Below are 25,024 nucleotides of genomic sequence, written 5' to 3' on the forward strand. Positions count from 1 at the left end.
ATGGCGCCCAGCGCTTTGTTTCTCCATACGGACTCCGTCCTCTGCGTCACCCCGGATGATGACAAGGATCAAAAAACCTGTCCGGTTTCCGGACAGGCTTGACATGATGCCTTGAGGCCCGCGTTGGCCTCGGATCATTTGATTCGGACCGTGTCCTTGCCCAGCATGTTCTCCATCTCGGCGAACAATTCCGGCGAAGGTTTGATGCGGTAAGCATCGCTGAGTGCCAGCAGCTTCTGCTGCCGCTCATAGAAGAGCACCGTGGCCACGGGTCCCTGATGCCGCTGCAGCAGCTGCTTCAGACGCTCCAGCAACTCGGGCTGTTCCGATTGCGGCGTGATCTTCACGAACACCCGCTGCTCCGCTGCCGGGGCGCGCCGCTCCTGCACGGCTCCGCCATCGGCTTGGCCAGCCGCCGCTCGGGCAGCTGCCGATCCTCCGCCGCCGCTGCCTGAGCTGGCTCCGCCGCGCGGCCCTGCTGCGCCATCGCCTGCCCCGCTCCGCTGCCGAGCGGCTCCCGCGCCAACCGGCTGCCGTGCCCCGGCTGCCGGGCGCGAGGCGCTGCCGCTGCCGGACCGGCCGCGCCGTTCGCGGCTGCGCAGCTGCTGCTCCAGTGCCGCCGGACCGAGCGGCGCCACTTCCTCGGCCAGCAGCTTGAACCCCTCGTCCTGGTGCTGTACGCGCGCACGCACGACGAGCAGTTCGCCTTTCCCGACATACTGCTGGCTCCGCCGCCATACTTCGGGAAAGAGAACCACTTCGCAGCGTTCGATCTGGTCTTCCAGCTCCATGAACGCCATCGCCTTGCCCTGTTTCGTCGTGATCGACTTCACGGACACCACCATCCCGGCCGCGACGGCCATCGCATCGTCCGCCGCTTCCGTCAGTTCCATGATCCGGTCGGCCCCGCTGGATTCCAGCAGCGCCTCGTAATCGTCCAGCGGATGGCCGGACAGGTACAGTCCGAGCAGCTCCCGTTCAAGCTCCAATTGCTGGGTAGCGGAATATGGCGGAATTTCCGGATAATCGATTTCCCAGTTGGGCGTTTCCACGAAATCGAACAGTTGGATCTGCAAATCCTCACGTTCCTTCCGCCATTTCAACGCTGCCTCTACCGTTTCGTCCAGCATGGCCAGCAGCTGGGCCCGATGACCAGGCAGCGTGTCGAAAGCCCCTGCTTGAACCAGCGACTCGATCACCCGTTTGTTGCATACCCGCAAGTCCACGCGGCGACAAAAATCGAGCAGGCTGTCGAACGGACGCTCCTTCCGCACCTGCATGATGCTTTCCATCGCCTGCGTGCCTACGTTTTTGACCGCAGCAAGACCGAAACGAATGGAGCCCCCCCTGCTGCGGGCCGGCATGTCTTCACTGGCAATGCGGCGATCCCCGCCTTCTGTGAAGTCGAACACCGGCGTAAAAAGAATGCCGCTCTGGTTGACGTCAGGCGGAAGCACCTCGATGCCCATTCGCCGGCATTCCACGACATATTCCGCGACTTTGCGGTGGCTGCCCATGACGGCCGTCAGCATGGATGCCATGAAATGTACCGGATAATGCGCCTTGAGGTAGGCGGTCTGAAACGCCAGCACGCCATACGCCGCCGCATGCGCGCGCGGAAAGCCGTAGTTCGCGAAGCGTACGATCATGTCGTAGACATGATCGGCTTCCGTTTCGCCGTACCCTTGCTTCAAGCTTCCCTGCACGAAGTGGCCGCGCTCTTCATCCAGCACTTCCCTCTTTTTCTTGGATACTGCCCTGCGCAGCAAATCCGCTTCTCCAAGCGAGAAACCCGCCATGCGGGACGCAATCTGCATAATCTGTTCCTGGTACACGATGATGCCGTACGTATCCTTCAGGATCGGCTCCAGGTCCTTGTGCGGATACTCCACCTCAATCTCTCCATGCTTGCCCTGAATATATTTCGGAATGAACTCCATCGGACCCGGACGATACAAGGCGAGCACCGAAATGATATCCTCGAACACGCTGGGCCTCAGTTCTTTCAGCACCCGGCGGATGCCCGCGGACTCCAGCTGAAATATGCCCATCGTATCGCCCCGGCCGAGCATTTCGTAGGTCGCCGCGTCGTTATCCGGGATATGGCGGAAATCGGGAACCTCGCCCGTCTCGCCGATCCACCGCAAACACCGTTCGATGATCGACAGGGTGCGCAGACCGAGAAAGTCCATTTTGAGCAATCCGATCGCTTCCAGGTTTTCCATGGAATACTGGGTTAGCGCCGTCCCTTCGCTGCCTTCCTGGAGCGGCACGGCATCCGTCAGCGGATCGCGGGAAATGACGACCCCCGCCGCATGCGTCGATGCGTGTCTTGGCTTGCCCTCCACTCTCACGGCCATGTCCAGCAATTCGCGCGTCCTTGGTTTGGTTTCGTACAAACCCTTCAGCTCCGGAGACGCCTCCATCGCCCGCTCGATGCTGATGCCGAGTTGGGCAGGGATGAGCTTCGCCGCTTTGTCGACCTCGCCGTACGGCACGTTCAGGGCGCGGCCGACGTCCCGCACGGCCGCACGGGCCGCCATCGTCCCGAAGGTAATGATCTGGGCGACGTGTCCCTTGCCGTACTTTTGGGCCACGTATTCGATCACTTCGTCCCGGCGTTCGTCGCTGAAATCGATATCGATATCGGGCATGGAAATGCGCTCGGGATTCAGGAAACGTTCAAAGAGCAAGTTGTATTTCATCGGATCAACGTCCGTAATGCGCAGCGTATAGGCAACAAGGCTGCCTGCCGAGGAACCCCGGCCCGGGCCCGTCACGATCCCCTCGCGATGGGCGTACGCAATGAAGTCCCATACGATCAGAAAATAATCCGAGAATCCCATGCTGTCGATGACCTGCAGCTCGTAGTCAAGCCGCTGCTCCAGTTCGGATTTCAGCTCCGGATCGGTCCAGCGCGGCGTTTCCGCGTATCTGGAGTGCATGCCTTCCACGCACAGCTGACGCAAATATTCCGAAGGTGTCATGCCATCGGGAAGCGGACGGTACTCCGGCAAAATCGATTTGCCGAATTCCAGTTCCAATTCGCACGCTTCCGCGATGCGGACCGTGTTTTCCAAAGCCTGCGGCACATGCGGGAACAGGCGGGCCATCTCCTGTCCGCTTTTGAGGTACAATTGGTTGGTGCCGATGCGCAAGCGGGTGTCGTCGTCCACCGTTTTGCCGGTGCCGATGCAAATCAGCACGTCCTGAAGCTCGGCATCTTCCTCGTTCAAGTAATGAACGTCATTGGTCGCGGCAAGCGGGATGTCGAGTTCTTCCGCCAGTCGGATCAACTGAGGGTTTACCCGTTTCTGCTCGGGCAGGCCATGATCCTGCAGTTCCAGATAGAAGTCGGAGCCAAAGATCGCTTTGTAACGCAGCGCCGCGCGCCGCGCTTCTTCCTCGCGCCCGTGAAGCAAATGCTGCGGCACTTCCCCGCCCAGGCACGCGCTCATGCATATGATCCCCTCATGGTACTCGGCCAAACTCTCCATATCGATGCGGGGTTTATAATGAAATCCTTCCAGATGACCGATGGAGCACAATTTCATCAGATTGCGGTAACCGGTCATGTTTTTGGCCAGCAAAATCAGGTGATGGATCGGCTGGTCTTTCCGGCTTCCCCTTTCCTTCCGGGAACCTGCCGTCATATAAGCTTCGCATCCGATAATCGGCTTGATGCCGCGCTGAACGCAAGCTTTATAGAAAGGTATGGCGCCATACATGACGCCGTGATCGGTTAGCGCCAATGCGGTCATTCCAAGATCTGCGGCCTTGTTCACGAGATCCGGAATACGCGCAGCGCCGTCCAGCAAACTGTATTCGCTGTGAACGTGCAAATGCACAAAAGAACTCATGGCTTGTCTTCCTTTCGCCGCGGATTGCTATTCCACATTCCTTCGTCTCTATCGTTATATTTATTTGCTCGGCTTTCCGCTCTCGGGACGGCGATTTCCCGCTCCATCGAGCTTCTGTCCTCCCCAAATCCCCGTCTATTCATCATCGCTATATTCATGATATCAGGACATACAAACACTTGTTTCCATCATAATTCATCGGCGCAGCAGAGTCAAAGCGGAAAAGCGTTTCCGTTCGTCCCGACGACTATGAAAATGAAGGAATCCCGAACGAATCTTTAAAGTTTATCATAACGTTCGGGGGCATGCCCATACATATAGAAGTACAAGCTGCTCCCCCTGCCTCTGACCGAAGACAGGAGGTGCGCCGCTGGGTCTGAAAGGGGTGTTTTACAGGTGAGCACATTTTTGTCCAAAGCCATTCTCGATTTTTTCATCGCGTTCGGCATCGTGCTGGGTGGAGCTATGTTGGGAGGCATCGGAGCCGTTCTGTCCATGCAGCCTCCGACGCAGACGATGCTTGACATTTCCAGCAAAATCAAAATATGGGCGCTGGCGGCTGCCGTGGGAGGTACCATTGATCCCATGCGGGTGATCGAGAGCAATTTCCTCGATGGCAACATGTCTCCGGCGGTCAAACAGATTTTGTATCTGATCTCGGCATTCATGGGCGCTCATATGGGAACGGAATTGGTCAAGTGGATCTGCGGGGGGCGGAGTTGACATGAGGATGAGGAAGGGGCGACGTGTATGAGAATCCCTCCCTTTTCCCGCTATCGGCCGCTGATGCGCATGACCGCTGTTTTTGTACTCGGAGCGATCGCCGGCAGCATCGTATATAACGGGATTTTCCATCTAAGCTACAACAAGCTCTGGCTTACGAATCAGGAATTGCAGCTTCGACTGCATCAAAACGAGAAGGATATCATCACGCTGAAAAAATACAGCAAACGGCAAACCGTGATTAAAGAGATCAAAGTGCTGTCGGAGGAATCCGATAACGGGCCGGATCAGGCCGCGCTCAAAATCATGCTGCAAAAGCTGGGCGACGAACTTGAAGTGCTGCGCGGGCGGGACGTCTTTAACATTGACGAGTACAGCAAAATGACCCGAATCATGCTGAATCAAAAAACGTACACCGTTCGCGAAAAGCAGTACAGCGTGCAGGTCAAAACGATGCTGGTCATGGAAGGCGTGCTGCATGTATGGGTGCAGATTCGGCTGCATGTTCCTACCTAGCCAGTTGGCCGATCGGATGGAAACAAAAAGATATCCTTGTCCAAAAGGGCATGGTACACTGAGAGCAGTGAATGTTTTCCAGAAAAGGAGATGCACTGCATGCTGATTGAAGTTTTAAAGATGGTCCTCATTGCAGCATTTGCCCTTGCCATGATCTGTTCCGCCCTGAACAGCATTCGTTCACATCGTTCTTCCGGCGCCGCCCAAACGGGATTGTACCGTTCGTGGACCAACATTTGGATGGGCATTATGTTAATTCTGCTCGCCCTTATTCTGATGTTTGTGTTTACGGGCTCCACCCTGTCCGTTATTGTGGAAGCGCTATTTCTGGTTATCGGTGCTTTCAATCTGTTCGCCGGCCTCCGCAACCGAAGCCATTATGCGAGACGAATAGACCAAGCGCAAGGCGCCGGCACCGGACCCCGGTGAAAAAGGACTGGCGCGTTAGAGGATGCAGGTTGCGTTCCAATGCGGGTAAGGAGATCAGGCGAAACAAATGCATTCAGCGTTTTATACGCATTCGCCAGTGATCTCCCCTTATTCTCGCAATAACTTACGCATGATCGATCGAATGCAGCGTCATGACCGCCTTGCACACCGTGTTGCCCTCGCTGGAAATGACGATATCCATTTTACAGGTTCGCCGGCTCGTTTCCAGGATGACCGGGCGGACGATGATCTGGTCTTCAATCTGCACGGGCCTTACAAAGTAGGTCGTGATATTGTCGACGACATGGTCATTGCCCGTCACGTCCCAGGCAGCACGTCTTCCGGCTTGGGTCATGATGTTAAGCAGTACGCCTTCCGAGATGGTACCCAGATCCGTCGCCATTTGCGGAATGATGAATCCATGGAAGATCAGTTCGTTCTGTTCTCCGCGTTCCTCGGCGAAGCCGTTCCAGATCAAATGGTCAAACGTCTCTCCAAGCTGCGGCTGCTTCTGGGCATCCCGCATCGCCTGCAGCACTTCTTTGCGCGTCACGGACGCAATCAGCTTGCGATTCCGATCGACGATCGGCAAAAAGTCGATGCCTTCCCACGTCATGATCTGGGCGGCGGAAGCGAGAGATGTCTGCAGCGAGGCGGTAACCGGGCGGCGGACGACGCACTTTTCGATGCTTTGACCGGCCTGAAGCTCGCTGACATCCTTGAGGCTGACGATGCCGATTACCCGGTTCCACTCATCCACGACAGGGAAGCGATGTTCTCCCGTCTCGGCCACAAGCGCATGGAAATCCGCAGCCAGGCTGCTCACTTTAAGGACTTGAAGCCTTGGCTTCTGTCCGATAATATCCTCAACCAGCATGATTTTTTTCTTGATAAGCCTGTCAAAAATCGCCCGGTTGATCATCGAAGCCACGGTAAACGTATCATGTCGCGACGAAATGATCGGCAACCCCAGTTCATCCGCCAGCAGCCTGACCTCACGGCTCGTCCCGAATCCTCCCGTAATGAGCACCCCTGCCCCCTGCTCCAACGCCAGGGAATGGGCATTGTCCCGGTTGCCGACAATCAGCAGGCTTCCTGCATCGATGTATCGGGCCATGGCCTGTTCCTTCATTGCCCCAATGACATACTTGTGAAGCGGTTTGGCCAGCCCGTCGCTCCCGCCGAGAACGTGGCCTTCCACGATGGTGACGACGTCGGCAAAGGTTAGCTGCTCCGACATGCCGCGCGGTCTTTTTTCGATCCGTACCGTCCCGATCCGTTCTTTGGTGACCACCAGCCCGAAATTTTCCGCTTCCTTCACGGCCCGATAGGCCGTTCCCTCGCTGACGCCAAGATCGCGCGCAAGGCCGCGAACCGATATTTTGCTGCCTACCTTGAGTTGTTCGATGTGCTGCAATAACTGCTCGTGCTTCGTTATGTTTTCTTCCTGGCCGTCCATCTGTACCACCCCCGAAGATGAATCTGTATTATTCTGTATCTATTATAACACGGCTTTAGGAAAATAACCCCATGTCCGACATGTTGTCCCTAAGCATCGTGCCCGGATTATCTTTGGCAATATGGAAAAAGGCCGGGCTCCCTACCACACGGAATGGGAGCCCGGCCTTTTTCAGGCAAGCAATACGCAGATTATACCGATTTTCCCTGCTCCTGCTTGTCCAGCAGTTTAATTTCCCACTGACGCATTTTGGCGCGCCGTACGGCTTCCAGCGCCCGCTTCTTCTCCTCATCCACACCAAGGATGAAATGAAGATGCGCGGCGATGACGAGCAGGGAGAACAGCACCCAAACGATGCCGAAAACGTTCACCCAGTCCATTCCGCCTGCAAAGGAAATTCGCGGCAGTGCAATGACAAGCATAGACAAGGCAATCAGCAGGTAGACAACATGTTTTACTTTTTTAAACCTTTTCACGGTTACACAGCTCCTTCGCGTCCTTGGTAGACTCTATATCTCTAGTCTATGAACGCAGGCCATGCATTATGAAAGGTTTGTACACGAAACGTCCCCGATTACGCTTGCGGGCCTCCGTACAGATGGCTCAGGCTGTCAGAAATAATTTTGTTAACATCCTCGATGATTACGCTCAGACGGCGCTCTGCATCGAACAATCGGCGAATGTTCAAGTTGAGGCTGAGTACCTCGAACAATTTCTCCATTTTCTCCATTTCTTCGGGAGCAGGCATGTCACCGCTCATCATGCGCTGCTGCAGCTCCATCTGCTGCGTACGGAAATTGTCCAGCATGCTTTTGGCTTCCGGATCCGCTTCGATCAGCTTCATCGCCGAAGTGATCTCCGTCACTTCGCTGCTTTCTTTCAATGCTTTTGCCAACTCGTTGGCCTTGTCGTAAATGTTCATGTTCATTTCCTCCTTGATTCGCCGTTACGGCCTACTTCGTTCATTTTCATTTCCATCGAAACGTCCATTCACCTGCAACACGCGGATACACATCCATCAGCTGCGCCTGTCCATGCCTAACCGCCGCGTCGCTCGATACATAGATTGCATTTAATCCAAATGGGTCAATCACCAAGGGATTTATGTCCTCATATGATGAAGCACATCCATGTTCAGATGCCGCTTCAACTTTAACATCAGACATCAAGTTGCCGCCCGGAAGGAGATCCGAGATGTCCACTAAAAAAGTAACGATACAGGTCATCGGCTCGGGCATCCTGCAGGACGACGTCATCATGCTGGGCGAAGGGGTGCTCAAGACACTTAAAATCCCTTCTGGTCGACCGCTAAAGCTGCAATTCGGTTCTTTCCGCAGTGAAGTCACCGTAATTCCCGTGCCAAAGTATGACGGCCTGCGGATCAATCAAACTGTAGCCAGCAGAACCGGCCTGATTCACGGTTCAGTCTTGAAAATGTCCTATCGTCCAGGCAGCCGCACGCTTCGCCTCGGTCCATTCATCTGTGTATTGGTAAGCCGGGATTACCCCGATCAGCCCGATCGGCCTTTCGGCTCCATCACCATGTTTTGCCGGGAATTGGTGAATGCATGCCGCAAGAAAGGCGCCTATGTATCCTTCTTCACCACAGAGGATATCGGAGATATTCAAGGCCGCATGCAGGGCTGGGTATACGATGACGGCTGGAAAAAAAAGGAGCTGCCCATTGCAGATGTCGTCAACAACCGTCTCACGTCCCGGAAACTCGAGAACAAACCTAGCGTACAGCATTTCATCAAAGAAGTAAAATCACTCTACGGCACCCAAACCTTCAACGAAAAGTTTCTGGACAAAAACGAAGTGTTCGATGCCTTGAAGTCCGTTTCATCGCTCAAACGCGTCCTTCCCGAGTCGCATTTGCTCAAAAGCGCGGCCACGCTGAAAACCATGTGCGGCCGATACCCGGTCGTGTTCCTGAAGCCTGTACGCGGGTCGCTGGGCAAAGGCATCATTCGGGTCACCCGGCAAAATGATGGAAGCTTCCTGACCCTTACGACCGGCGTTGGCGGTACACGGAAGCAAACGTACTCGTCGCTGGATAAATTGTATGCCAGCGTATCCGGCAAAAACAAATCCACGCGATATCAAATCCAACAAGGCCTGAATCTGATCGACAATAACGGCAGACCCGTCGATTTTCGTGCACTTGTTCAGAAAAACCGTACCGGCAAATGGAATGTAACGTCCATCGTGGCACGGATTGCGGGTGGCAGCCATTATGTTTCCAATCTCGCCAGGGGCGGGTCGCTGAGCACGGTCAAAGAAGCCGTGTCCCGGACCTCATTGTCTTCTTCCGTCAAATCCTCAGCTTACGCCAACCTGAAACAAGCGGCATTGGATATCGCCAAAGGCATCGAAAGCTCCATTCCCGCCCATTTCGGAGAGCTCGGCGTCGATCTGGCCTTCGATACGAACGGACGCGTCTGGCTGCTGGAAGTCAACTCCAAGCCGTCCAAAAATGATAATACTCCGTTGAAAGATAGCAAGATCCGGCCTTCCGTGAAGGCGATGCTTGAATATTCGACGTATCTCGCCGGTTTCTAAAGGCGAATTCCGCTGGAGGTGTTGAACCGTTGCCAAACCGAACTTTCCCGCCCGACATCCTGACGATTCTGGTCCGTGAAGCAGCTGGCTCACCTTCCTTTTCGGATGAACCCTTCTGCCGCCGGCTTAGTCTGGAGAGCGGGCCTTACGGAATTCGCATCGTTGTGCTTCCGTTGCCTGATGACAACCAAGCAGCATTGCCGAAGCAAGGATTCGTTTTCGTTGATGATCAGTGGAGAGCCGTGCCTCTGCCTGCAACCAAGCTGGTGATGGATCGCAGTCTGCAGCCATTGCCCCAGGCGTGGAGACAGCAGCTGAGCGCTCCTGGCCCTGGAGCAAGAACGACGTACTGGTCCGCTTCACTGCCCGGCAAATGGAAGGTGCATCAGATTCTAAGCCGTGATTCGGAAACGAAAGAGCTTCTTCCCCAGACGGCGCTGTTTCAACCGCACGTTCGGTGGGAGACTTGGCTGGAACGATGGCCGCAGGGCCTGTTCTTCAAGCCCGTGTCCGGAACACACGGGAAAAACACCTTTCGCCTGGCTCGCGGCACCGAGCCGTCCACTTGGGTCATCGACGGCCGCAACCATTCCAACGAGCCGTTTCATTGGCTATTTCAAACGCCCGAACGCGTATCCTCCCGGCTTCATGCCTGCAGCTCCCGACGCAGGCTTCTGATACAGCCTTACCTTGACCTTAGCCATCATGGACGTCCGTTCGATATTCGGGCGCTGATGCAGAAAGACGGCCGCGGACGCTGGTTGCTCACGGGATGTATGGTACGGGAGGGCCCGGAGAAAACACTGACGTCCAACCTTCATGGCGGCGGGAAGGCCTACCCTGCGCTTCCTTATCTCCAAGACCGGTTCGGAGCTTCCGAAGCAAATGCATTGCTTGAACAAATAAAGCAGGCCGCGGGCCGGATCCCCCCGCTGTTGGAAAGGCACTTCGGCAGACTCGCCGAGTTGGGCCTCGATTTCGGAGCGGACTCCGATGGGCGCCTGTGGCTGCTTGAAGCCAACTCCAAACCGGGCCGCTCCTCGTTTGCAAAAGCAGATGACCCGCAGTTATTTCGAAGGGTTCATACCCGGCCGCTTGCCTATGCCCGTTATCTGCTGCAGCAACATGTTCTCGCTGACGTTTACCGTCCAACGAAAATGCCGAATACATCCAGCATAGCTGGCCTGAAACCCATCCGGAATCACGGCAGCTAAGGCGTGTCGCCGGCTTGCCTTGAAGGATATTTTCAGGATAGGAGGATAAATCATGAGTTTGACCACTTGCAACCTGCATTTCACGCAGCAACCGGATAAAGTGATTTATGTATCCAGTTCGTTAATGAAAAGCCTGAATCTGTCCGGCAAAAAAAAGATTCATCTGCGATTTGGGAGGGACCGGGTGCCGGCAACCATCAAGCCAATCCGAAAAGCAGGCAAACATCTATATCTTGCCTCAGGCATTCGCAACCTGATGAACGTTCCGAAGAGGAGCAGCGTCTACCTCCGCAATTTGCAAAATGACGAAGTTCAACTTGGTCCGCTGATCGGGATCCTTACCGACGGTATGGCCAGCAGTTCCAATCCGTTCGGTTCACGTACCGCATTCATCAAGCAACTGCTCCGCGAAGGGAGCCGGAAATCCTATATTTTCGCCTTTACGCCCCGGGACATCAACTGGCAAAACGAAACAGTGAACGGTTTCTTCCTGAGCAGCAGCGGCGGATTCACCCGCAAAACCGTGCCTTTGCCGGACGTGGTGTATAACCGTCTGCCCAGCCGCCGTTCGGACTTTTCCCCTGCAATCAACCAGCTGCGGGAACGATTCATCCGGCGCAAAATCCCGTTCTTTAACTGGAGCTTCTTCAATAAATCGGATATCTACAAATTGCTCGAAAACGAACCGGCCGCTAGCCTTCATATCCCGGAATCCATCACGAATCCGACGGTGGAACAGATGAAAGACATGCTGGAACGCCATCAATTCGTATATTACAAACCTACGGCAGGCAGCCTCGGCAACGGGATCTATCGCCTGACCTATTCGCCCAAACGCGGCTATTTTGCACGTTACCGTACAAAAAAGGGAAATGTCCTGATGCGCTTCGGTTCCTTCAACGGCCTCATGCGCATGCTTCAGGGGAAACATGGCAGACACTTGCGCGGTTATGTCGTTCAGCAAGGCATCCGGCTGATCGAGATTGACCATTGCCCGATCGATTTTCGCTTTCATATGCACAAGAACGGGAACAACCAATGGGTCGTTGTGGGGATCGGTGCCAAAAAGGCTGGCCGCGGCAGCGTCACCACACATATCAAGAACGGCGGTTCCCTGATGACCCCGGAAAAGGCGCTCAGCCAGAATTTCGGCGACCGCGCAAGCGAGGTTCTTCAGCAAGCCAAATCCGTCGCCATCACATTGGCCCAGGCGATCGAAAATCAACACCAGCATCTCATTGGTGAACTTGGCTTTGATCTGGGCATTGATCAGGAGGAGCACGTATGGATGTTCGAAGCGAACGCCAAACCCGGACGCTCCATATTCCGACACCCTTCCCTCCGAATGGAGGGCAAATCGTCGGTGGAGCACATTTTGGAACACTGCCTGTATTTAAGCAAGTTCCGGAAGAGGGACGACATTTGATGAGCCTGCACGATGATTTCAAACCTGTCATTGCCATACTGACCATGCATGATCCTCAGCGAATGTTCAGGGGAAACCATCAAAATTTCGAGGATATCATAAACACCGGTGAAAATATGGGTTGTTTGGCATACGTCGTGACCGTCCGCGACTTGGATATGAGCGGTCCCACCGTTAAAGGCTACACGCTTGGCAAAGGAAGCAAACGATGGATTTCACAGTTCTTTCCTTTGCCTCATGTGTTGTATAATCGCATCCCGAGCCGCGAGGATGAAAGCAAGCCGTTTGTCCAGCGCAAAATCGCAGAATGCCTTCAATCCGGCGTCAGCCTGTATAACCCGTTTTACTTCAATAAATGGAATCTCTTCGAATGGCTGAAAAAATCGAAGACGACCCGACAGCTCGTTCCATACACCCGCCGGATGCGCAGCGCATCCGGTCTGGGCAAAGTGCTGCAGCAGTACCCTTACCTTTATTTGAAGCCGGAAAGCGGGAAAGCGGGCAAAGGGATCATGATGCTCAAGTTTCAGGAGAAGGATCAATTTCCCTACAAACTCAAAATCCAAAGCAAAAGACGAAGCACCACGTATAAGGCCATCACGCTCCAAAAACTGTGGGCACGCGTGCGCCAGGAGTCCGGCCGAACGCCCTATATCCTGCAGCAAGGCATTGAATTGGCTTCCTCCGGCAAACGTCCTTTCGACTTGCGCGTGCTCGTGCAAAAAAACGGGAAAGGCCACTGGAGCGTAACCGGAATCGGTGCCAGGCTGGCGGGTTCCCGCAGCATTACGACCCATGTTCCCCGCGGAGGCAGCGTGGAGGATCCGGAAAAGCTGCTGGCCGATCTCTTTGGAGAAGAAATGACTGCAACACTGATGAAACGAGTCAAATCCACGTCGATCATGATCGCCAAGCAGATCGAGCGTGGATCGGGAAGCACGCTGGGCGAAATGTCGATGGATCTCGGCATAGACGTTATTGGCGAGCTTTGGTTTTTCGAGGCAAACGCCAAGCCGATGAAATTCGATGAGCCCCAGATCCGCCGCCGATCGCTGGAACGCATATTTCAATACAGCACTTACCTGGCCCGCCAACCCAAATGAACTTGGAAAGGAATAACCGCTAAAGAAGGTGATTGTTTGTGTCCTCACCTGTTCTCGGCATCATGACGCTATATTTGAACGATCATCGCGGCTTGGAGGAGCGAGGCATTTACCGCAAGATGATACTGGAAGGTCGAAAGCGGGGACTGGATGTGTACGTATTCACGCCGGCAGACGTTCATTCCGGCGGCAAGCATATCAATGCGATGGTTTATAATCCGGGAAAAGGCTGGTCCAGGGAATGGCGTTCATTCCCGGACCTGATCTTTGACCGCTGCCGGATCCAGAGAAACCACCGGTTTGTACAATTGCAGGATTTCCGCAAAAAATACGGACATCTTTTGTATTTGAACCGCCCCTTGCGCAACAAATGGACCATTCACCAGCTCCTTGCAACCAAAGCCGCTTTTCGGGAACACCTTCCCGATACCTGCCTGTTTCAGGATATGTCGGACGTGAACCGAATGTTGAAAACCTACCCGCTAATCTATCTCAAACCGATCAACGGCACGGGCGGTCGCGGCATTCTGCGCATCGAACACAGCAACAAGGAGCCCAACACGGTTCTGGTACGCGGACGGAACCAGAAACGACAAATCATCACGCCGCGCAATGTGCATATGTCTCGCCTCGGAGCCCTTTTGCAGCACTGGGACATGAAGGACAAATATCTCGTGCAGCAAGGGATCCAGCTTCAGCTCCCCAACCAGCGCGTGCACGACTATCGCATGCTTGTTCAGAAAAACGGCGAGGGGGAATGGGAATTCACCGGTTGTGCCGGAAGGATCGGGGCGGAAAAGAGCGTCACCTCCAATCTTCACGGCGGCGGCCAAGCCATTGAAATGAAGCGGCTTATGAAACAATGGATTCCGGAAGAGGAGAAGCAGGCCGAAATTGCGAGCACCGCCGAAAAATTCGGCATTGCTATCGCTTCCTTTCTCGAGGAAACCTATGGCGCCCTCTGCGAATTGGCGCTCGATCTGGCCATAGACAAAAGCGGGCACATCTACTTGCTCGAGGTCAACCCGAAGCCGGCACGCGAAGTTTTTTCCAGAATCGGGGAAAGCGAAATATATGAAAAAGCCATCACCCAGCCGTTGGAATATGCCTTGTGGCTTTACCGGCATCGTCCCGTTTCTTCGACCTCATCGCGCCCAAAAACAGCCGCACCGACCAAACCAGTCACACCAGTCAAACCAGCCACACCGGCCATACGCAGAAGCACCCCGTCTAGAAAGAAGAGAAGAACGAGATAACCCCGTCACCGAAAAAGGATCGGGAACTCTGGCATTCCAGAGTTCCCGATCCTTTTTGGAGTAAAGCAGCCTCAACGATCCATAAGCGCGTCTGCCGTCTAATGGAGCGAATCGCAATACAGCGATGATCGCGATTCAATGGTCAAGCTGAACATACAGCAATCGTGCATGACGTAGTTATTCTGCAGCATTCCGATACAAGCCCAGCAATTCCGTAAAGTCGGAGATCAACACATCCGATCCGGCCAGCTCCTCATCGCGGCCGAACCCGGCATAGGCGCAGCCGATGACGGTCTGTCCGTTCATCTTGCCCGCCTCGACGTCCGAGGAACGGTCTCCGACCATCCAGGCATCCTGAATGTGGTGCTTCTTGAGCAAGATTTGCACAAGATCGACCTTGGATGGCGTCTTGTATTGGCCTGCGCTATACACACCTTCAAACAGCGGCATGATTTCGTGGGCAAAAGCTACGCCTTTCACGTAATCCTCCAGCCCGTTGCTCGCCACGAACAGGCGCACGCCCTGTTCCTTCAGCGCTTCCAGCGTCTCTTTGACCTGCGGATATAGTCGAGAATCGCCCCCATCGAGCCCTTCAATCTCCAACTGAAGCAGCAGTTCGTCCGCGCGGCGATGGGCTGCCTCGGAAGCGTCCGGCATGACGACCTTCCAGATATCCTCCAGCAGCATGCCTAGACTGCCGAGCATTCGCTCCTCCGGCGGCGTTTCTCCTTCAAAATGTCCTTCGGCTCTAAGCGTATCGAACAGACGGTGATACGCGGGCATCAACAATGTTTCCGTCTGAAACAGAGTTCCATCCATGTCAAAAATCATCGCTTCCGGTTTGCGCAATGTCGTTTCTTTCGTCATATCAGAATTCCTTTCGGCTTGAAATATTGATCGGATTTTTCCGTTTTTCCCCATGATATACTTAAAGGTTCACCAATGTAAACTTGAGCTGTTTTGCAAACCATCGACGAATCGCCGTACCCTGCAACATTGGCCGGGAATCAGGAAAGCTTCGGACTACGCAGCGCTTCCAGCACAAGCTGGGCCCGGTAACCGTCGTTGAAATCATAGATTCTGCCGGGCTTGCCTTGAAGGCGCGCAATCACATGCTTCAGCACAGGCAGCTCGCTCATGGATTCCGGGGTCTCGATGGGCATAAGCGGTTCGCCAATGGCCCCGCCCATCAACTCCTCCCAGTTTTCCAAAGCCAGCGTCCCTTCCGCTCCATATACGATCATGGAGACACGCTCCTCGCCCGAAAAATGGGAGATGCCTTTCAGCTCAACCCGTGTCCCGTCATCCAGTCGCATATCCGCATGCACCTCTCGCTCACATCCAAGGGCATCTTCGGGATAATCCACTTCGCTTCGAAGGACGGTGATGCTGCCAAACACGTTCTGGATGACGTGGATCCAATGAATGCCGACTTCCAGAATAAAGCCGCCCTGCTCGCGCCCCGTAATCCACTCATTCTGCTGCCAGCTCCGCGGCCATTGCGGAAATTGCAGAATCAGTTCGATTTTGCGGATTGACCCAATCGTTCTCTGGTCCAACAGCTGCTGCAGTTTCAGGACGGCCGGCTCGTGGGGCATGGAGAAATGCACGGCGTGCATCACCCCAGCGCTTTCCGCTGCGGCTAACATTTCAGCCGCCTCCTGGGCGCTGTTCGCCAGAGGCTTCTCGCAGAATACCGGGATTTTGCGCTGCAGCGCTTCCATAACGACCTGGTAATGAACCTTGGGCGGAACCGCAACGTACAACAGATCGATCTGGCATTCGTCCAATAGTGCCTTATAATTCGTATATATACTCGCTCCCGGGTAGGAATCCGCAAAAGCACGCAGCCCCGCCTCGTCCGTATCGCATGCAGCCACGATTTCGATCGAAGCGCCAAGGTCATTTCGACCAGCCTGCTCAAGCATGTGATTTCCCATTTTGCCCAAGCCGATCATCGCCATTCTAATTGTTGTCATCCCACTTCACTCCAATCAGACTCCAGTATACCAGAAATGTAGGAAACATGGCTTTATTGCATAAATGAACACAGCAATGCGAACATGCGAAGCATGCTCCGCCAAACAACCATATTATGATATTTTTCGATTTTATTTTACATAAAAACTATTAATTATAATTTCTTAAAATAGAAAGACAGGCTTATGCGACTATTTATTTTTTCCAGCAGCCATAAGGCATAAACCGTTTACAACTTTAGATTCAGGAAAATTTACCCACAAAACAAGTTGACAAAAAACCACAAAAAAAGCTACTCTTCCTATTAACAAAGGATTTTTCCTTTCATATCTTCATCACGACGATCATTTGAACACAGAACACACCCTTTGGGTCTATCAACCTATTTGCGAAGCGAGGTGTTTCACATGACAACCGTAGCAGATATTTTGGCGAAAACTCTTTATGATTTGGGCGTTACCCACTTTTTTGGAATTATCGGAAAATCCATATGCCCGGCTGCTCTGAAAATGGTGGATTACGGACTTGAAATGATCCCCGGCAGACACGAATCCAGCTCGGGTTTCGCAGCTGCCGGTTACGCCCTTCAGACAGGCAAACTCGGCGTTGCCTTTGCCACTTCGGGACCTGGCGGCACCAACCTGCTTACAGCTGCTGCACATGCCAAGGCAAATAACCTGCCTGTGCTGTTCATTACCGGCCACCAATCTATACAGGAATTAGGAATCCCCCAATGCCAAGATTCCTCGTCCTATCTCGCCGACCTGGCAGAGATGTTCCGACCTGCAACGCTCTTCAGCAAGCTTGTGGAACGCGGCGACCATTTCGGCACGCTGCTGAACCATGCCCTATCCATTGCACTTGGTCCTAATAAAGGGCCTGTCCACTTATGTCTTCCATTCGATGTACAGACCGAACGCTTGAACGACTGCCGCATTGTCCTGCCGGAACACGAACCATTGCTCAGCGTATCCAATCTGAATCGCGTACTTCCGCTGCTGCAGCAATCCGAGCGGCCGCTGATCATTGCCGGAAAAGGCGTTAACCGGGCAAGGGCACACGATGAACTGGTGCATTTCGCCGAAACGTTCAACATCCCTGTCGTGACCTCGCCTGGCGGAAAAGGCGCAATCGCCTGGGACCACCCGCTCTACCACGGCCCATGCGGCGTTGGCGGCGTTCCCCATGCTGACGAAATGCTGAACCGGAGCGATCTGTTCATCGTGCTTGGTTCACGCTTGAGCGACATGACGATATGCAATCTCAAGCGCGAAAACCACCCTGCTCATCTGATTCAATTCGATACGGATCCGACATTCATCGGTAAAATCCTCGACTCGCATACCTTACATATCACCGGTGATCTGAAAGACAGTCTGCAGTTTTTGCTGGGCACGATATCCGGACACCCGATTCCGAAACCAAAAGAACAACCGCTTCCCCCTGACTACACATTGCCTTTGCCGGAACTGACCGGGCTGTCCCTTGCTTCCATATTGGAGAATATGAGCGACCTTCTCCCCTATGATCATATGCTGTTTGTTGACGACGGAAGTCACGGTTTCCATGCGGTTCAACGTTATAAAGTGAAGAAACCGGGAAGCTTTGTCTTTGATGCTTATTTTGCCTGCATGGGCAATGCCATCGGCATGGCCATTGGCGCAAAAGCGGCCGCGCGCCAGGAAACGATCGTCTGCATTACAGGGGATGGCTGCTTCATGATGCTGGGTACCGAAATTCATACCGCGGTCTGCAACCAGCTTCCCGTCATTTTCATCGTCGTGAACAATAAACAACTGGACATGGCTTTAAAAGGCATGCAAAAAACGACCGGGCGAATCGATGGCACGTTGTACGAAGTCCCCATGGATGCAGCCAAGTTTGCCGAATCGCTGGGTGCGGCGGCATATCGGGCCGAGACCCAAGCGGAGTTCGCTACCGCCTTGCAATCTGCCCAGCGTCTGCAGCAGGTCGCTGTCATTGAGCTTCTGACGGATCGCGATGAGATTCCGCCTACGGCTCACCGCACGCTGAATTTGGACTAGGAGGACAAAGCATGAACGAACAGGTGAATCAAGGGTTGGAGCGCTTCGCCAAGCTGTCCGGAAATTATGGAGCCAAAGCGCTTGCTCCCATTAAAGAGCATTTTCCCGAGCTTTCCGAATTTATTATGGGTACAGCTTACGGCGACATTTTTCAACGGACCACAATCAGCGAGCAATGGAAGGAAGTCGCCATCATCTCTTCGCTCATTACGCAAGGACAATACGAACAGCTGGGGGTCCATTATGCGATGGCCCTTCAGGTTGGCGTGACGGTGGACGAGCTTAAAGGCGTACTGCTGCATCTTGCGCCATGCGTAGGAGCTCCGCGCATTATCAGCGCATTTAATGTTTTGTTGGCTACGCTGGAGGAAATCCAATGATTCACTTTTCTACATTTATATACACGATTCGACTTTATTATTGATCTTTTAACATGGCCGCCTTTATAATATGGTTAAATTATCCTGACCTATGATATGGGTACTCAACGTATTGTTACGACCAGTCATTTTGTCTGCAGGGTAGCTTAACTCATTTTGAAGGAGAGAACGATTATGGGAAGTTTTATTCTGAAACCCGATGTATCCAAAAAGCTGTTAAACATTGAATTGGAGGGTTCTTTCTCCGAAGAGGACGGGCTGCGCTCGATCTCGGCATATCAGGACACGGTTGCAAAGCTCACTCCGGCGGAATACGAATTGCACATCGATTGCAAAAAGCTGAACGTCACTGCACCGGAAATTGTCCCCCTTCTGGAAGGCTGCTTGGCCATGTTTAAAAAGGACGGCTTCAAAAAGGTTATTCTGACGCTCGAAAACAATGCCATTCTGAAAATGCAGCTATCCCGTCTCGGACGCACCGTTGGTCTGGACAATCTAGAAATCATATCGACCGTTACTTCTTAAACACCCAATAAATCAGGCGGAACCATCTGGTGTCATCCATCCGCGGGAGGAGATTAACATGGCCGGAATTCGTATCGTAGACATCGATATCTATCATCCAGCAAACAAGGTGGGCAATGCGTTTTACATTGATCATTTTGATGCAAGGGGTGTGGATATTCGCGGATTGTTAAAAGCACTGGGTCGCGATCAGCGTTACAAAATCGACAACGAGGATGAAAACTCGCTCAGCATGGCTTTTGAAGCCGCCAGCAACGTGCTGGAGAAAACCGGGCTGTCCGGCGCCGATATCGATCTTATCGCTTACGCAAGTCAAACGCCGGAGTACATTTTCCCTACGAATTCCTTGATGATTCATCGCCTCATCAACGGAGCTTCCCATACCATCTGCATCGACAGCAATGCCAACTGTGCCGGAATGACCGCGGCCTTTGAACAGGTGAGCCGCCAGATGCTGGGCAACCCGCGCATACGACGGGCACTGATCATCGGCTCCGATTATGTCGCTCCTCATGCAAGCCCGGATGATCCGGTCTATTTCGCCAACTTCGGGGAAGCCGCGGCAGCCGTCATCGTCGAACGTGACGAGCATGCTGTCGGTTTTATCGATTCCATCTATCAGACGGATACTTGCGTGTACAACAACTCCCTGTTTCCGGCAGAAGGCTTGGCCAAGCTTGGCCAAACAGGAGTGGATGCAGGCGCGCTTCATGTCAAGTTCATTCCGTTCGACGACTCCATCTGCGTGGATGCCGCTTCCGAATCCATTCTTACCATGCTGTCACGCAATGAAATCGGCGTAGACGAGATCAAAGCGGCCTGCTTCTCGCAGCTTTCCATCGCTAACATCCGCGCCGTTTCCAAAAATATCGGAATCTCCGATGATGTTGCCGTATATATCGGCGATGAGTTCGGATACACCTCGACCAGCAGTCCATTTATCGCCTTTCATCGGGCCATTACGTCAGGCCAGATCCAGCGCGGCGACAAGGTTCTGTTCTGGACGGTCGGCGCAGGGTGGCAAAATGTTGCCATGGTGGTGGAATACTGAAAAGGATTGGCATTGGCCCATTCGGCCGACACGGCCGCACGGCCAGCATATCACGAGAAAGCCCTCCTATATGATCCATGGAGGGCTTTATGTTGTGCATATGAGTCATTTTTGCCATGAAGGGAATCGCAAACGGCATTCGGCCGCAGACGCTAAAATATTTTTTTCGTTTCCCGGTCATCCTTCAACATTTCCACGGCCTCGCGGAACCTCAATGAATGCACGATTTCCCGCTCCCGCAAAAACTTGAGGCTGTCCTGCAAATCCACGTCATCCGTCATGTCGATCAGCCATTGATATGTAGCCCGCGCTTTCTCTTCTGCTGCGATATCCTCGTAGAGGTCGGCAATGGGATCACCTTTTGCCTGGATATAGGTTGCGGTGAACGGCACGCCGGCGGCATTGCTGTAGAACAGCGCCCGGTCGTGATTGACATAATGCGCGTCCAGCCCGGCTTTCTCCAGCTCTTCGACGGTAACATCCTTGGTGAGCTTGTAAACCATCGTGGCAATCATTTCCAGATGCGCGAATTCCTCTGTCGCGATATCGTTAAGCAGACCAATGACTTTATCCGGAATCGTATACCGTTGGTTCATGTATCGGAGCGCTGCAGCCAGCTCTCCATCCGCCCCGCCATATTGCTCCATGAGCAGCTTTGCCATATGGGGATCGCATTTGCTTACCCGCACGGGATACTGCAGCTTTTTTTCATAGATAAACATGCAATACGCCTCCTTTTACCGTTCAAAGTGGTTCCTTGCTCCCGTTCCGCTTCAGGGCCGCTACGTTTTCATTTCTTCAGAACATGTGTATGTCGTATGGCAAATGGCTAGAAGCAGCAACTCAACTTGGCGATGCGAAGGCACCTCAACCGATGGAAGAAAATCGTTGAAGTGCCTTTTTTCATGGTCCGCAAAACAGCCCACACGATGCAGCAGCCGATCCGGGCATCGATTATACCTGCCAAGGCCAGGGAGACTGGGACCATTCCCAGGGGTATTTGGAAAATGAATTGCCGAAGTTCTGAAGCGGGCCGTACAACTGCTGGAATTCATGGGCAACCCGCATCCGCTCCTGCGCAAACTTGTTGAATTGCTCGATGCTTTGATAATCCCCGGGATGCGTATCCAAATAGAGCGTCAGCTCTACCAGCACAAAATCCAAGGCCTGAAGCTCTTCAAGCAACTCATAATATTTCAGGTCGCCAGCCTTCGGTTTGTCAGCATCCATCCCCCTTCACCTCGCTTTCCACAAACTTTTTCGACGTGTACGGACTGTACAGCGCAGGCCACAACGTACCTGCTCTCAATGCCTCGGACGGGCTGAACTGGGGCCACCCCATGGGCTGAAACGGAATAAACAGCTGGGGCGGGACAAGATAGGTTCGAATCTCCATCGGTTTGCATGGGTCAAACGGTCCAATAAACGGCCTGTATGCGCGAATCTGAGGATCAATCAAAGAAACTCGCCTCCCTTAATAAACACGATTCTTAGGCACAACGCTATATGCCGAATCCGTTGCGTCACTATAACCTTATGTCGTTACGGACCAAGTTAATCCGAATTTTATTAAGGGTTGAGATTTGGAGATACCGGAATTTTGTCCTGTCGCCTGGATGCGTAAAAGTAAAAAAAGACCTTTGGCTTGTTGCCTCCATGCGCAACAGCCAAAGGTCCAAATATGTTCATAAGGTATGCCGAAAGCAAGTAGAGCCCGTGTAACGTTGCACCCTTCAATTCAAGGAATCTCCCGGTGGCGACGGCCTTTGCCCCGCCAAACCTTGATCCGCAAGCTGTCCTTCGGATTGCAGATCCTTATATATCCTCACTCTCGTAATGCGCAGACGCGTAGACTCTTCCACTTCAAATACGTAATCGTCCAGTTTCTTGGCCTTTCCTTTAGACGGGCTCCCTTCAAGCTCTTTGAACAGCCAGCCCCCGATCGTGTCCACTTCATCATCTTCGATCGCCGAACCTGTCCACTCGTTCACTTCTTCAATCAGGCAGCGGCCGTCCACGGAAAAGATACCGTCCTTGCGCTCCACATCCGGACGTTCATCCTCGAACTCGTCATACAGTTCGCCGACAATTTCCTCCAAAATCTCCTCCGCAGTCAATAGTCCAGCCGTGCCTCCGTACTCGTCAACAACAAGCGTCATCTGGGAGTGCTTACTCTGCATCAAACGTAATACATGGCTGATTTCCATCGATTCGGGCACATTCAGGATCGGTCTGACGAGCGAAGCCAAATCCTGCTGCCGTTCAGGTTCGGCCAATAGCAGGTCCGTGATATGGATGAATCCGATGATTTGGTCCTTGTCTTCCAAGGCAACCGGATAGCGGGAATGCTTCGTTTCGTTAATGATTTTCAGGTTATCTTCAAGCGGCAAATTCGCGTAAAGACAGTGCATGTCCGTTCGCGGCAGCATGACCTCGCGGGCGAGCATGTCCGAGAAATCAAAAATGTTGTCCATCAATTTGATCTCATCCTTGTCGATCACGCCGCTCTTGGCACTCTGTTTCATCAGAATTCGAAGCTCGTCTTCGGAATGGACCTCGCTTTCGCTCGCCGGTTCTATGCCGACCAAGCGCAGCAATGCGTTGGCCGACGCATTCAATACCCAAATGAACGGGAAAAACACCTTATAGAATATGAGCAAAGGCGCCGACAACAGCATCGCGATGCCGTCCGTTTTTTGAATCGCCAGCGACTTGGGCGCAAGCTCTCCGAGAACGATGTGCAAAAAAGTAATGATACAAAAGCCGACGATGACGGAAACCGTCGAGATCAATGCGGTATCCGTGATGCCGAGCTTGCTCATCAACGGTTGTACGAGCAGCTCGGAAATGGCCGGCTCACCGAGCCATCCAAGCCCGAGGGATGTCAGCGTGATGCCGAATTGCGTTGCAGACAAATACGCGTCCAGCTTGCTGTTGACTTTGAGCGCGTAGCCTGCAAGCCGATGCCCCTCGGTCAGAAGTTGTGTCAGCCGGGTCTGCCTCACCTTGACGAGCGAAAATTCAGCTGCCACGAACACGCCGTTCAAAAAAACGAGCATGAACACGCAAAACAGATTAAACAGCAGCTGTCCGAAATGAAATTCCGTATGAATATCCAAGTCGAAGCTCCCCTTTATGATCTATTTGCAGGAATTAAACCTGGATTCCTAACGCAGAATGGCTTTTCGGGATTTGAAATCGATCCCTTTATAATACATGTCTGCCACAAGCAGATTCGGTCCGCAGCAGGAAGCCTCATCACAGAAACAGTTGACGGTTTGGTTTAGCGGATGTTCCGCAGACCATTCATGGAAGATGTCGTCCAGCTTCCGGTCCTGCACATTGCCGAAGGCGGGAATGTCTGCGAAGTCGGTGACGTATACGTTCCCTGTAAACATGTTGACATTGACGCGATTCCTCCCGTCAGGGTCATTGCGGACCGTCACATTGGGCTCGCTGCGCAGGCGGCTGATCAACTTACGATCCTCCTCCGATGCACTGCAAGCAAAAAACGGCAATGTGCCAAACAGCATCCACATATCCTTGTCACGCACATCCAGCAATCGGTGAATGGCTGCTCTCATATGTTCCAGAGAAAGGACCGGCAACGAAGACGCGAAATTGGAATTGTACATCGGATGCACTTCATGGCGGACGCAGCCCATTTCGCGAATCAGTTGATGAATGCCTTCCAGTTTCTCATGCGTGCGGAAATTAATCATCGATTCGGCGGAAATGAACATGCCTGCCTCACTCAGCTTGCGCGAGTTTTCAATCATTTTCTCGTACATTTTCACAGCAACCTCGCGTTTAACCGGTCTGTTGCTGTTGGCAAAACCGACCTGATGAAAATCGTCTGCATTCAAATAATTGAATGAAATATGCATGACATCCAAGTAAGGAAGCAATTTCTCGTATCGGCCGATGTCCAGCGTCAAATTGGAATTGATCTGGGAACGGATGCCGCGTTCCTTCGCATACTTCAGCAAAGGAATGATCATCTCGTCCACCGTCTTCTGGCTGAAGCTGGGCTCTCCGCCCGTCAAGCTGATCGTTTGCAGGTGTTCGACTTCATCCAGCCGTTTCAGCATAAGGGAGATGGGCATGGACGGCGCTTCGCGCATCGTCAGCATATCTCCTACCGCGCAGTGTTCGCAGCGCATATTGCAAAGATGGGTTACGGTCATTTCTACGCTGGTCAGTACATGACGGCCATATTTACGAAGTGAGACGATCGGGTCCCACGGATCATTTGCAGGCGATAACGGCAAGATTGATTCTGGCGCTCCTGAGTTTAGCATGGTCATTGTTCTTCACCTTATTCCTTTTCTTAACCTAAAAAGTTCGATTCATATCATATCCCATCTGTATCTTATGGGAATTACCTTTAATCATAGCACAATTTTGCGGGCTTCGGGATGAAGGCCTCTGTCCATTACATGACAAAAACGCCCGGCAATTCCAGGCATGCCTGCCCTGGATATTGCATCTGAGC

Annotated in this window: 24 protein-coding genes; 12 read left to right on the plus strand and 12 right to left on the minus strand. The window is 53.1% G+C overall.

Going from position 1 to position 25,024, the window contains the following annotated elements:
• Window positions 1-134: 134 nt before the first annotated feature.
• Window positions 135-3,860 carry a DNA polymerase III subunit alpha gene (locus RSX24_RS03785; protein ID WP_343259725.1) on the minus strand — a complete coding sequence of 1,242 codons (3,726 nt, stop codon included), beginning with the start codon at window positions 3,858-3,860 and terminating at the stop codon, window positions 135-137.
• Window positions 3,861-4,256: 396 nt separating this feature from the next.
• On the opposite strand from RSX24_RS03785, the gene RSX24_RS03790 reads away from it, so the two are divergent.
• From RSX24_RS03790 to RSX24_RS03800, 3 genes are all read left to right on the plus strand, one after another.
• Window positions 4,257-4,583: a YtrH family sporulation protein gene (locus RSX24_RS03790; RefSeq protein WP_236421187.1), complete on the plus strand. Its 327-nt coding sequence runs from the start codon at window positions 4,257-4,259 to the stop codon at window positions 4,581-4,583.
• Window positions 4,584-4,610: 27 nt separating this feature from the next.
• Window positions 4,611-5,099 (plus strand): sporulation membrane protein YtrI, encoded by a 489-nt coding sequence (locus RSX24_RS03795; protein WP_236421186.1) that lies wholly within the window; start codon window positions 4,611-4,613, stop codon window positions 5,097-5,099.
• Window positions 5,100-5,198: 99 nt separating this feature from the next.
• Window positions 5,199-5,528, plus strand: coding sequence for a YtpI family protein (locus RSX24_RS03800; RefSeq protein ID WP_236421185.1), 330 nt, complete (start codon window positions 5,199-5,201; stop codon window positions 5,526-5,528).
• 124 nt (window positions 5,529-5,652) lie between these two features.
• Here RSX24_RS03800 and RSX24_RS03805 read toward each other — a convergent pair whose 3' ends face one another.
• The 4 genes from RSX24_RS03805 to RSX24_RS03820 form a co-directional block, all read right to left on the minus strand.
• Entirely contained in the window at window positions 5,653-6,987 is a 1,335-nt protein-coding gene (locus tag RSX24_RS03805; protein ID WP_236421184.1) for a DRTGG domain-containing protein, read from the minus strand.
• 191 nt (window positions 6,988-7,178) lie between these two features.
• Window positions 7,179-7,463 carry a hypothetical protein gene (locus RSX24_RS03810; protein WP_236421183.1) on the minus strand — a complete coding sequence of 95 codons (285 nt, stop codon included), beginning with the start codon at window positions 7,461-7,463 and terminating at the stop codon, window positions 7,179-7,181.
• Window positions 7,464-7,561: 98 nt separating this feature from the next.
• Window positions 7,562-7,909, minus strand: coding sequence for a YlbF/YmcA family competence regulator (locus RSX24_RS03815; RefSeq protein WP_236421182.1), 348 nt, complete (start codon window positions 7,907-7,909; stop codon window positions 7,562-7,564).
• A gap of 46 nt (window positions 7,910-7,955) precedes the next feature.
• A complete protein-coding gene (locus tag RSX24_RS03820) occupies window positions 7,956-8,153 on the minus strand; it encodes a hypothetical protein (RefSeq protein ID WP_339277174.1) in 198 nt (65 codons plus the stop codon).
• A 28-nt stretch (window positions 8,154-8,181) separates the two neighbouring features.
• On the opposite strand from RSX24_RS03820, the gene RSX24_RS03825 reads away from it, so the two are divergent.
• From RSX24_RS03825 to RSX24_RS03845, 5 genes are read left to right on the plus strand one after another with little or no spacing between them, the layout of a single operon-like run.
• Window positions 8,182-9,549, plus strand: coding sequence for a YheC/YheD family endospore coat-associated protein (locus RSX24_RS03825; RefSeq protein ID WP_236421181.1), 1,368 nt, complete (start codon window positions 8,182-8,184; stop codon window positions 9,547-9,549).
• A 29-nt stretch (window positions 9,550-9,578) separates the two neighbouring features.
• Window positions 9,579-10,763 carry a YheC/YheD family endospore coat-associated protein gene (locus RSX24_RS03830; RefSeq protein ID WP_343259726.1) on the plus strand — a complete coding sequence of 395 codons (1,185 nt, stop codon included), beginning with the start codon at window positions 9,579-9,581 and terminating at the stop codon, window positions 10,761-10,763.
• 52 nt (window positions 10,764-10,815) lie between these two features.
• Window positions 10,816-12,189 (plus strand): YheC/YheD family endospore coat-associated protein, encoded by a 1,374-nt coding sequence (locus RSX24_RS03835; RefSeq protein ID WP_236421179.1) that lies wholly within the window; start codon window positions 10,816-10,818, stop codon window positions 12,187-12,189.
• Window positions 12,189-13,292 (plus strand): YheC/YheD family endospore coat-associated protein, encoded by a 1,104-nt coding sequence (locus RSX24_RS03840; RefSeq protein ID WP_343259727.1) that lies wholly within the window; start codon window positions 12,189-12,191, stop codon window positions 13,290-13,292. The genes RSX24_RS03835 and RSX24_RS03840 overlap by 1 nt, the downstream gene beginning before the upstream one ends.
• Window positions 13,293-13,330: 38 nt before the next feature.
• On the plus strand, window positions 13,331-14,548 hold the full coding sequence (locus RSX24_RS03845; RefSeq protein ID WP_343259728.1) for a YheC/YheD family endospore coat-associated protein: 1,218 nt from the start codon (window positions 13,331-13,333) through the stop codon (window positions 14,546-14,548).
• A gap of 177 nt (window positions 14,549-14,725) precedes the next feature.
• Here RSX24_RS03845 and RSX24_RS03850 read toward each other — a convergent pair whose 3' ends face one another.
• Window positions 14,726-15,415, minus strand: a complete 690-nt coding sequence (locus RSX24_RS03850) for an HAD hydrolase-like protein (protein WP_236421176.1) — start codon at window positions 15,413-15,415, stop codon at window positions 14,726-14,728.
• A gap of 140 nt (window positions 15,416-15,555) precedes the next feature.
• Window positions 15,556-16,527, minus strand: coding sequence for a Gfo/Idh/MocA family protein (locus tag RSX24_RS03855; protein WP_343259729.1), 972 nt, complete (start codon window positions 16,525-16,527; stop codon window positions 15,556-15,558).
• Between the two features lie 408 nt (window positions 16,528-16,935).
• On the opposite strand from RSX24_RS03855, the gene RSX24_RS03860 reads away from it, so the two are divergent.
• The 4 genes from RSX24_RS03860 (at window position 16,936) to RSX24_RS03875 (ending at window position 20,529) form a co-directional block, all read left to right on the plus strand.
• Window positions 16,936-18,573 carry a thiamine pyrophosphate-binding protein gene (locus RSX24_RS03860; RefSeq protein ID WP_343259730.1) on the plus strand — a complete coding sequence of 546 codons (1,638 nt, stop codon included), beginning with the start codon at window positions 16,936-16,938 and terminating at the stop codon, window positions 18,571-18,573.
• An 11-nt stretch (window positions 18,574-18,584) separates the two neighbouring features.
• Complete coding sequence (locus tag RSX24_RS03865; RefSeq protein ID WP_339277166.1) at window positions 18,585-18,953, plus strand: carboxymuconolactone decarboxylase family protein; 369 nt, start codon at window positions 18,585-18,587, stop codon at window positions 18,951-18,953.
• A gap of 174 nt (window positions 18,954-19,127) precedes the next feature.
• The gene (locus tag RSX24_RS03870) at window positions 19,128-19,478 is read left to right on the plus strand and encodes a hypothetical protein (protein ID WP_236421172.1); all 351 of its coding nucleotides are present in this window, start codon (window positions 19,128-19,130) and stop codon (window positions 19,476-19,478) included.
• A 58-nt stretch (window positions 19,479-19,536) separates the two neighbouring features.
• Window positions 19,537-20,529 carry a 3-oxoacyl-[acyl-carrier-protein] synthase III C-terminal domain-containing protein gene (locus RSX24_RS03875; protein ID WP_236421171.1) on the plus strand — a complete coding sequence of 331 codons (993 nt, stop codon included), beginning with the start codon at window positions 19,537-19,539 and terminating at the stop codon, window positions 20,527-20,529.
• A gap of 152 nt (window positions 20,530-20,681) precedes the next feature.
• On the opposite strand, the gene RSX24_RS03880 is transcribed toward RSX24_RS03875, so the two are convergent.
• From RSX24_RS03880 to yfkAB, 5 genes are all read right to left on the minus strand, one after another.
• Window positions 20,682-21,251, minus strand: coding sequence for a manganese catalase family protein (locus tag RSX24_RS03880; protein WP_236421170.1), 570 nt, complete (start codon window positions 21,249-21,251; stop codon window positions 20,682-20,684).
• Between the two features lie 232 nt (window positions 21,252-21,483).
• Complete coding sequence (locus RSX24_RS03885) at window positions 21,484-21,759, minus strand: spore coat protein CotJB (RefSeq protein ID WP_236421169.1); 276 nt, start codon at window positions 21,757-21,759, stop codon at window positions 21,484-21,486.
• On the minus strand, window positions 21,749-21,988 hold the full coding sequence (locus RSX24_RS03890) for a spore coat associated protein CotJA (protein ID WP_290371506.1): 240 nt from the start codon (window positions 21,986-21,988) through the stop codon (window positions 21,749-21,751). The genes RSX24_RS03885 and RSX24_RS03890 overlap by 11 nt, the downstream gene beginning before the upstream one ends.
• A 274-nt stretch (window positions 21,989-22,262) precedes the next feature.
• Window positions 22,263-23,648 carry a hemolysin family protein gene (locus tag RSX24_RS03895; RefSeq protein ID WP_343259731.1) on the minus strand — a complete coding sequence of 462 codons (1,386 nt, stop codon included), beginning with the start codon at window positions 23,646-23,648 and terminating at the stop codon, window positions 22,263-22,265.
• Between the two features lie 48 nt (window positions 23,649-23,696).
• Window positions 23,697-24,836: a radical SAM/CxCxxxxC motif protein YfkAB gene (gene yfkAB / locus RSX24_RS03900; protein WP_236421167.1), complete on the minus strand. Its 1,140-nt coding sequence runs from the start codon at window positions 24,834-24,836 to the stop codon at window positions 23,697-23,699.
• Window positions 24,837-25,024 lie beyond the last annotated feature (188 nt).

It is taken from the genome of Paenibacillus hubeiensis (assembly GCF_032334105.1).
Taxonomy (GTDB): Bacteria; Bacillota; Bacilli; order Paenibacillales; family Paenibacillaceae; genus Paenibacillus; species Paenibacillus hubeiensis.

What these genes read in the sequence shown, in the direction of transcription:
- RSX24_RS03805 (WP_236421184.1), bottom strand. Translation starts at nt 6,987, where the DNA reads ATGGACGGCCAGGAAGAAAACATAACGAAGCACGAGCAGTTATTGCAG.
- RSX24_RS03865 (WP_339277166.1), top strand. Translation starts at nt 18,585, where the DNA reads ATGAACGAACAGGTGAATCAAGGGTTGGAGCGCTTCGCCAAGCTGTCC.
- RSX24_RS03855 (WP_343259729.1), bottom strand. Translation starts at nt 16,527, where the DNA reads ATGACAACAATTAGAATGGCGATGATCGGCTTGGGCAAAATGGGAAAT.
- RSX24_RS03870 (WP_236421172.1), top strand. Translation starts at nt 19,128, where the DNA reads ATGGGAAGTTTTATTCTGAAACCCGATGTATCCAAAAAGCTGTTAAAC.
- RSX24_RS03820 (WP_339277174.1), bottom strand. Translation starts at nt 8,153, where the DNA reads ATGTCTGATGTTAAAGTTGAAGCGGCATCTGAACATGGATGTGCTTCA.
- RSX24_RS03885 (WP_236421169.1), bottom strand. Translation starts at nt 21,759, where the DNA reads ATGGATGCTGACAAACCGAAGGCTGGCGACCTGAAATATTATGAGTTG.
- RSX24_RS03880 (WP_236421170.1), bottom strand. Translation starts at nt 21,251, where the DNA reads ATGTTTATCTATGAAAAAAAGCTGCAGTATCCCGTGCGGGTAAGCAAA.
- yfkAB (WP_236421167.1), bottom strand. Translation starts at nt 24,836, where the DNA reads ATGACCATGCTAAACTCAGGAGCGCCAGAATCAATCTTGCCGTTATCG.
- RSX24_RS03840 (WP_343259727.1), top strand. Translation starts at nt 12,189, where the DNA reads ATGAGCCTGCACGATGATTTCAAACCTGTCATTGCCATACTGACCATG.
- RSX24_RS03800 (WP_236421185.1), top strand. Translation starts at nt 5,199, where the DNA reads ATGCTGATTGAAGTTTTAAAGATGGTCCTCATTGCAGCATTTGCCCTT.
- RSX24_RS03860 (WP_343259730.1), top strand. Translation starts at nt 16,936, where the DNA reads ATGACAACCGTAGCAGATATTTTGGCGAAAACTCTTTATGATTTGGGC.
- RSX24_RS03850 (WP_236421176.1), bottom strand. Translation starts at nt 15,415, where the DNA reads ATGACGAAAGAAACGACATTGCGCAAACCGGAAGCGATGATTTTTGAC.
- RSX24_RS03795 (WP_236421186.1), top strand. Translation starts at nt 4,611, where the DNA reads ATGAGAATCCCTCCCTTTTCCCGCTATCGGCCGCTGATGCGCATGACC.
- RSX24_RS03835 (WP_236421179.1), top strand. Translation starts at nt 10,816, where the DNA reads ATGAGTTTGACCACTTGCAACCTGCATTTCACGCAGCAACCGGATAAA.
- RSX24_RS03815 (WP_236421182.1), bottom strand. Translation starts at nt 7,909, where the DNA reads ATGAACATTTACGACAAGGCCAACGAGTTGGCAAAAGCATTGAAAGAA.
- RSX24_RS03785 (WP_343259725.1), bottom strand. Translation starts at nt 3,860, where the DNA reads ATGAGTTCTTTTGTGCATTTGCACGTTCACAGCGAATACAGTTTGCTG.
- RSX24_RS03825 (WP_236421181.1), top strand. Translation starts at nt 8,182, where the DNA reads ATGTCCACTAAAAAAGTAACGATACAGGTCATCGGCTCGGGCATCCTG.
- RSX24_RS03875 (WP_236421171.1), top strand. Translation starts at nt 19,537, where the DNA reads ATGGCCGGAATTCGTATCGTAGACATCGATATCTATCATCCAGCAAAC.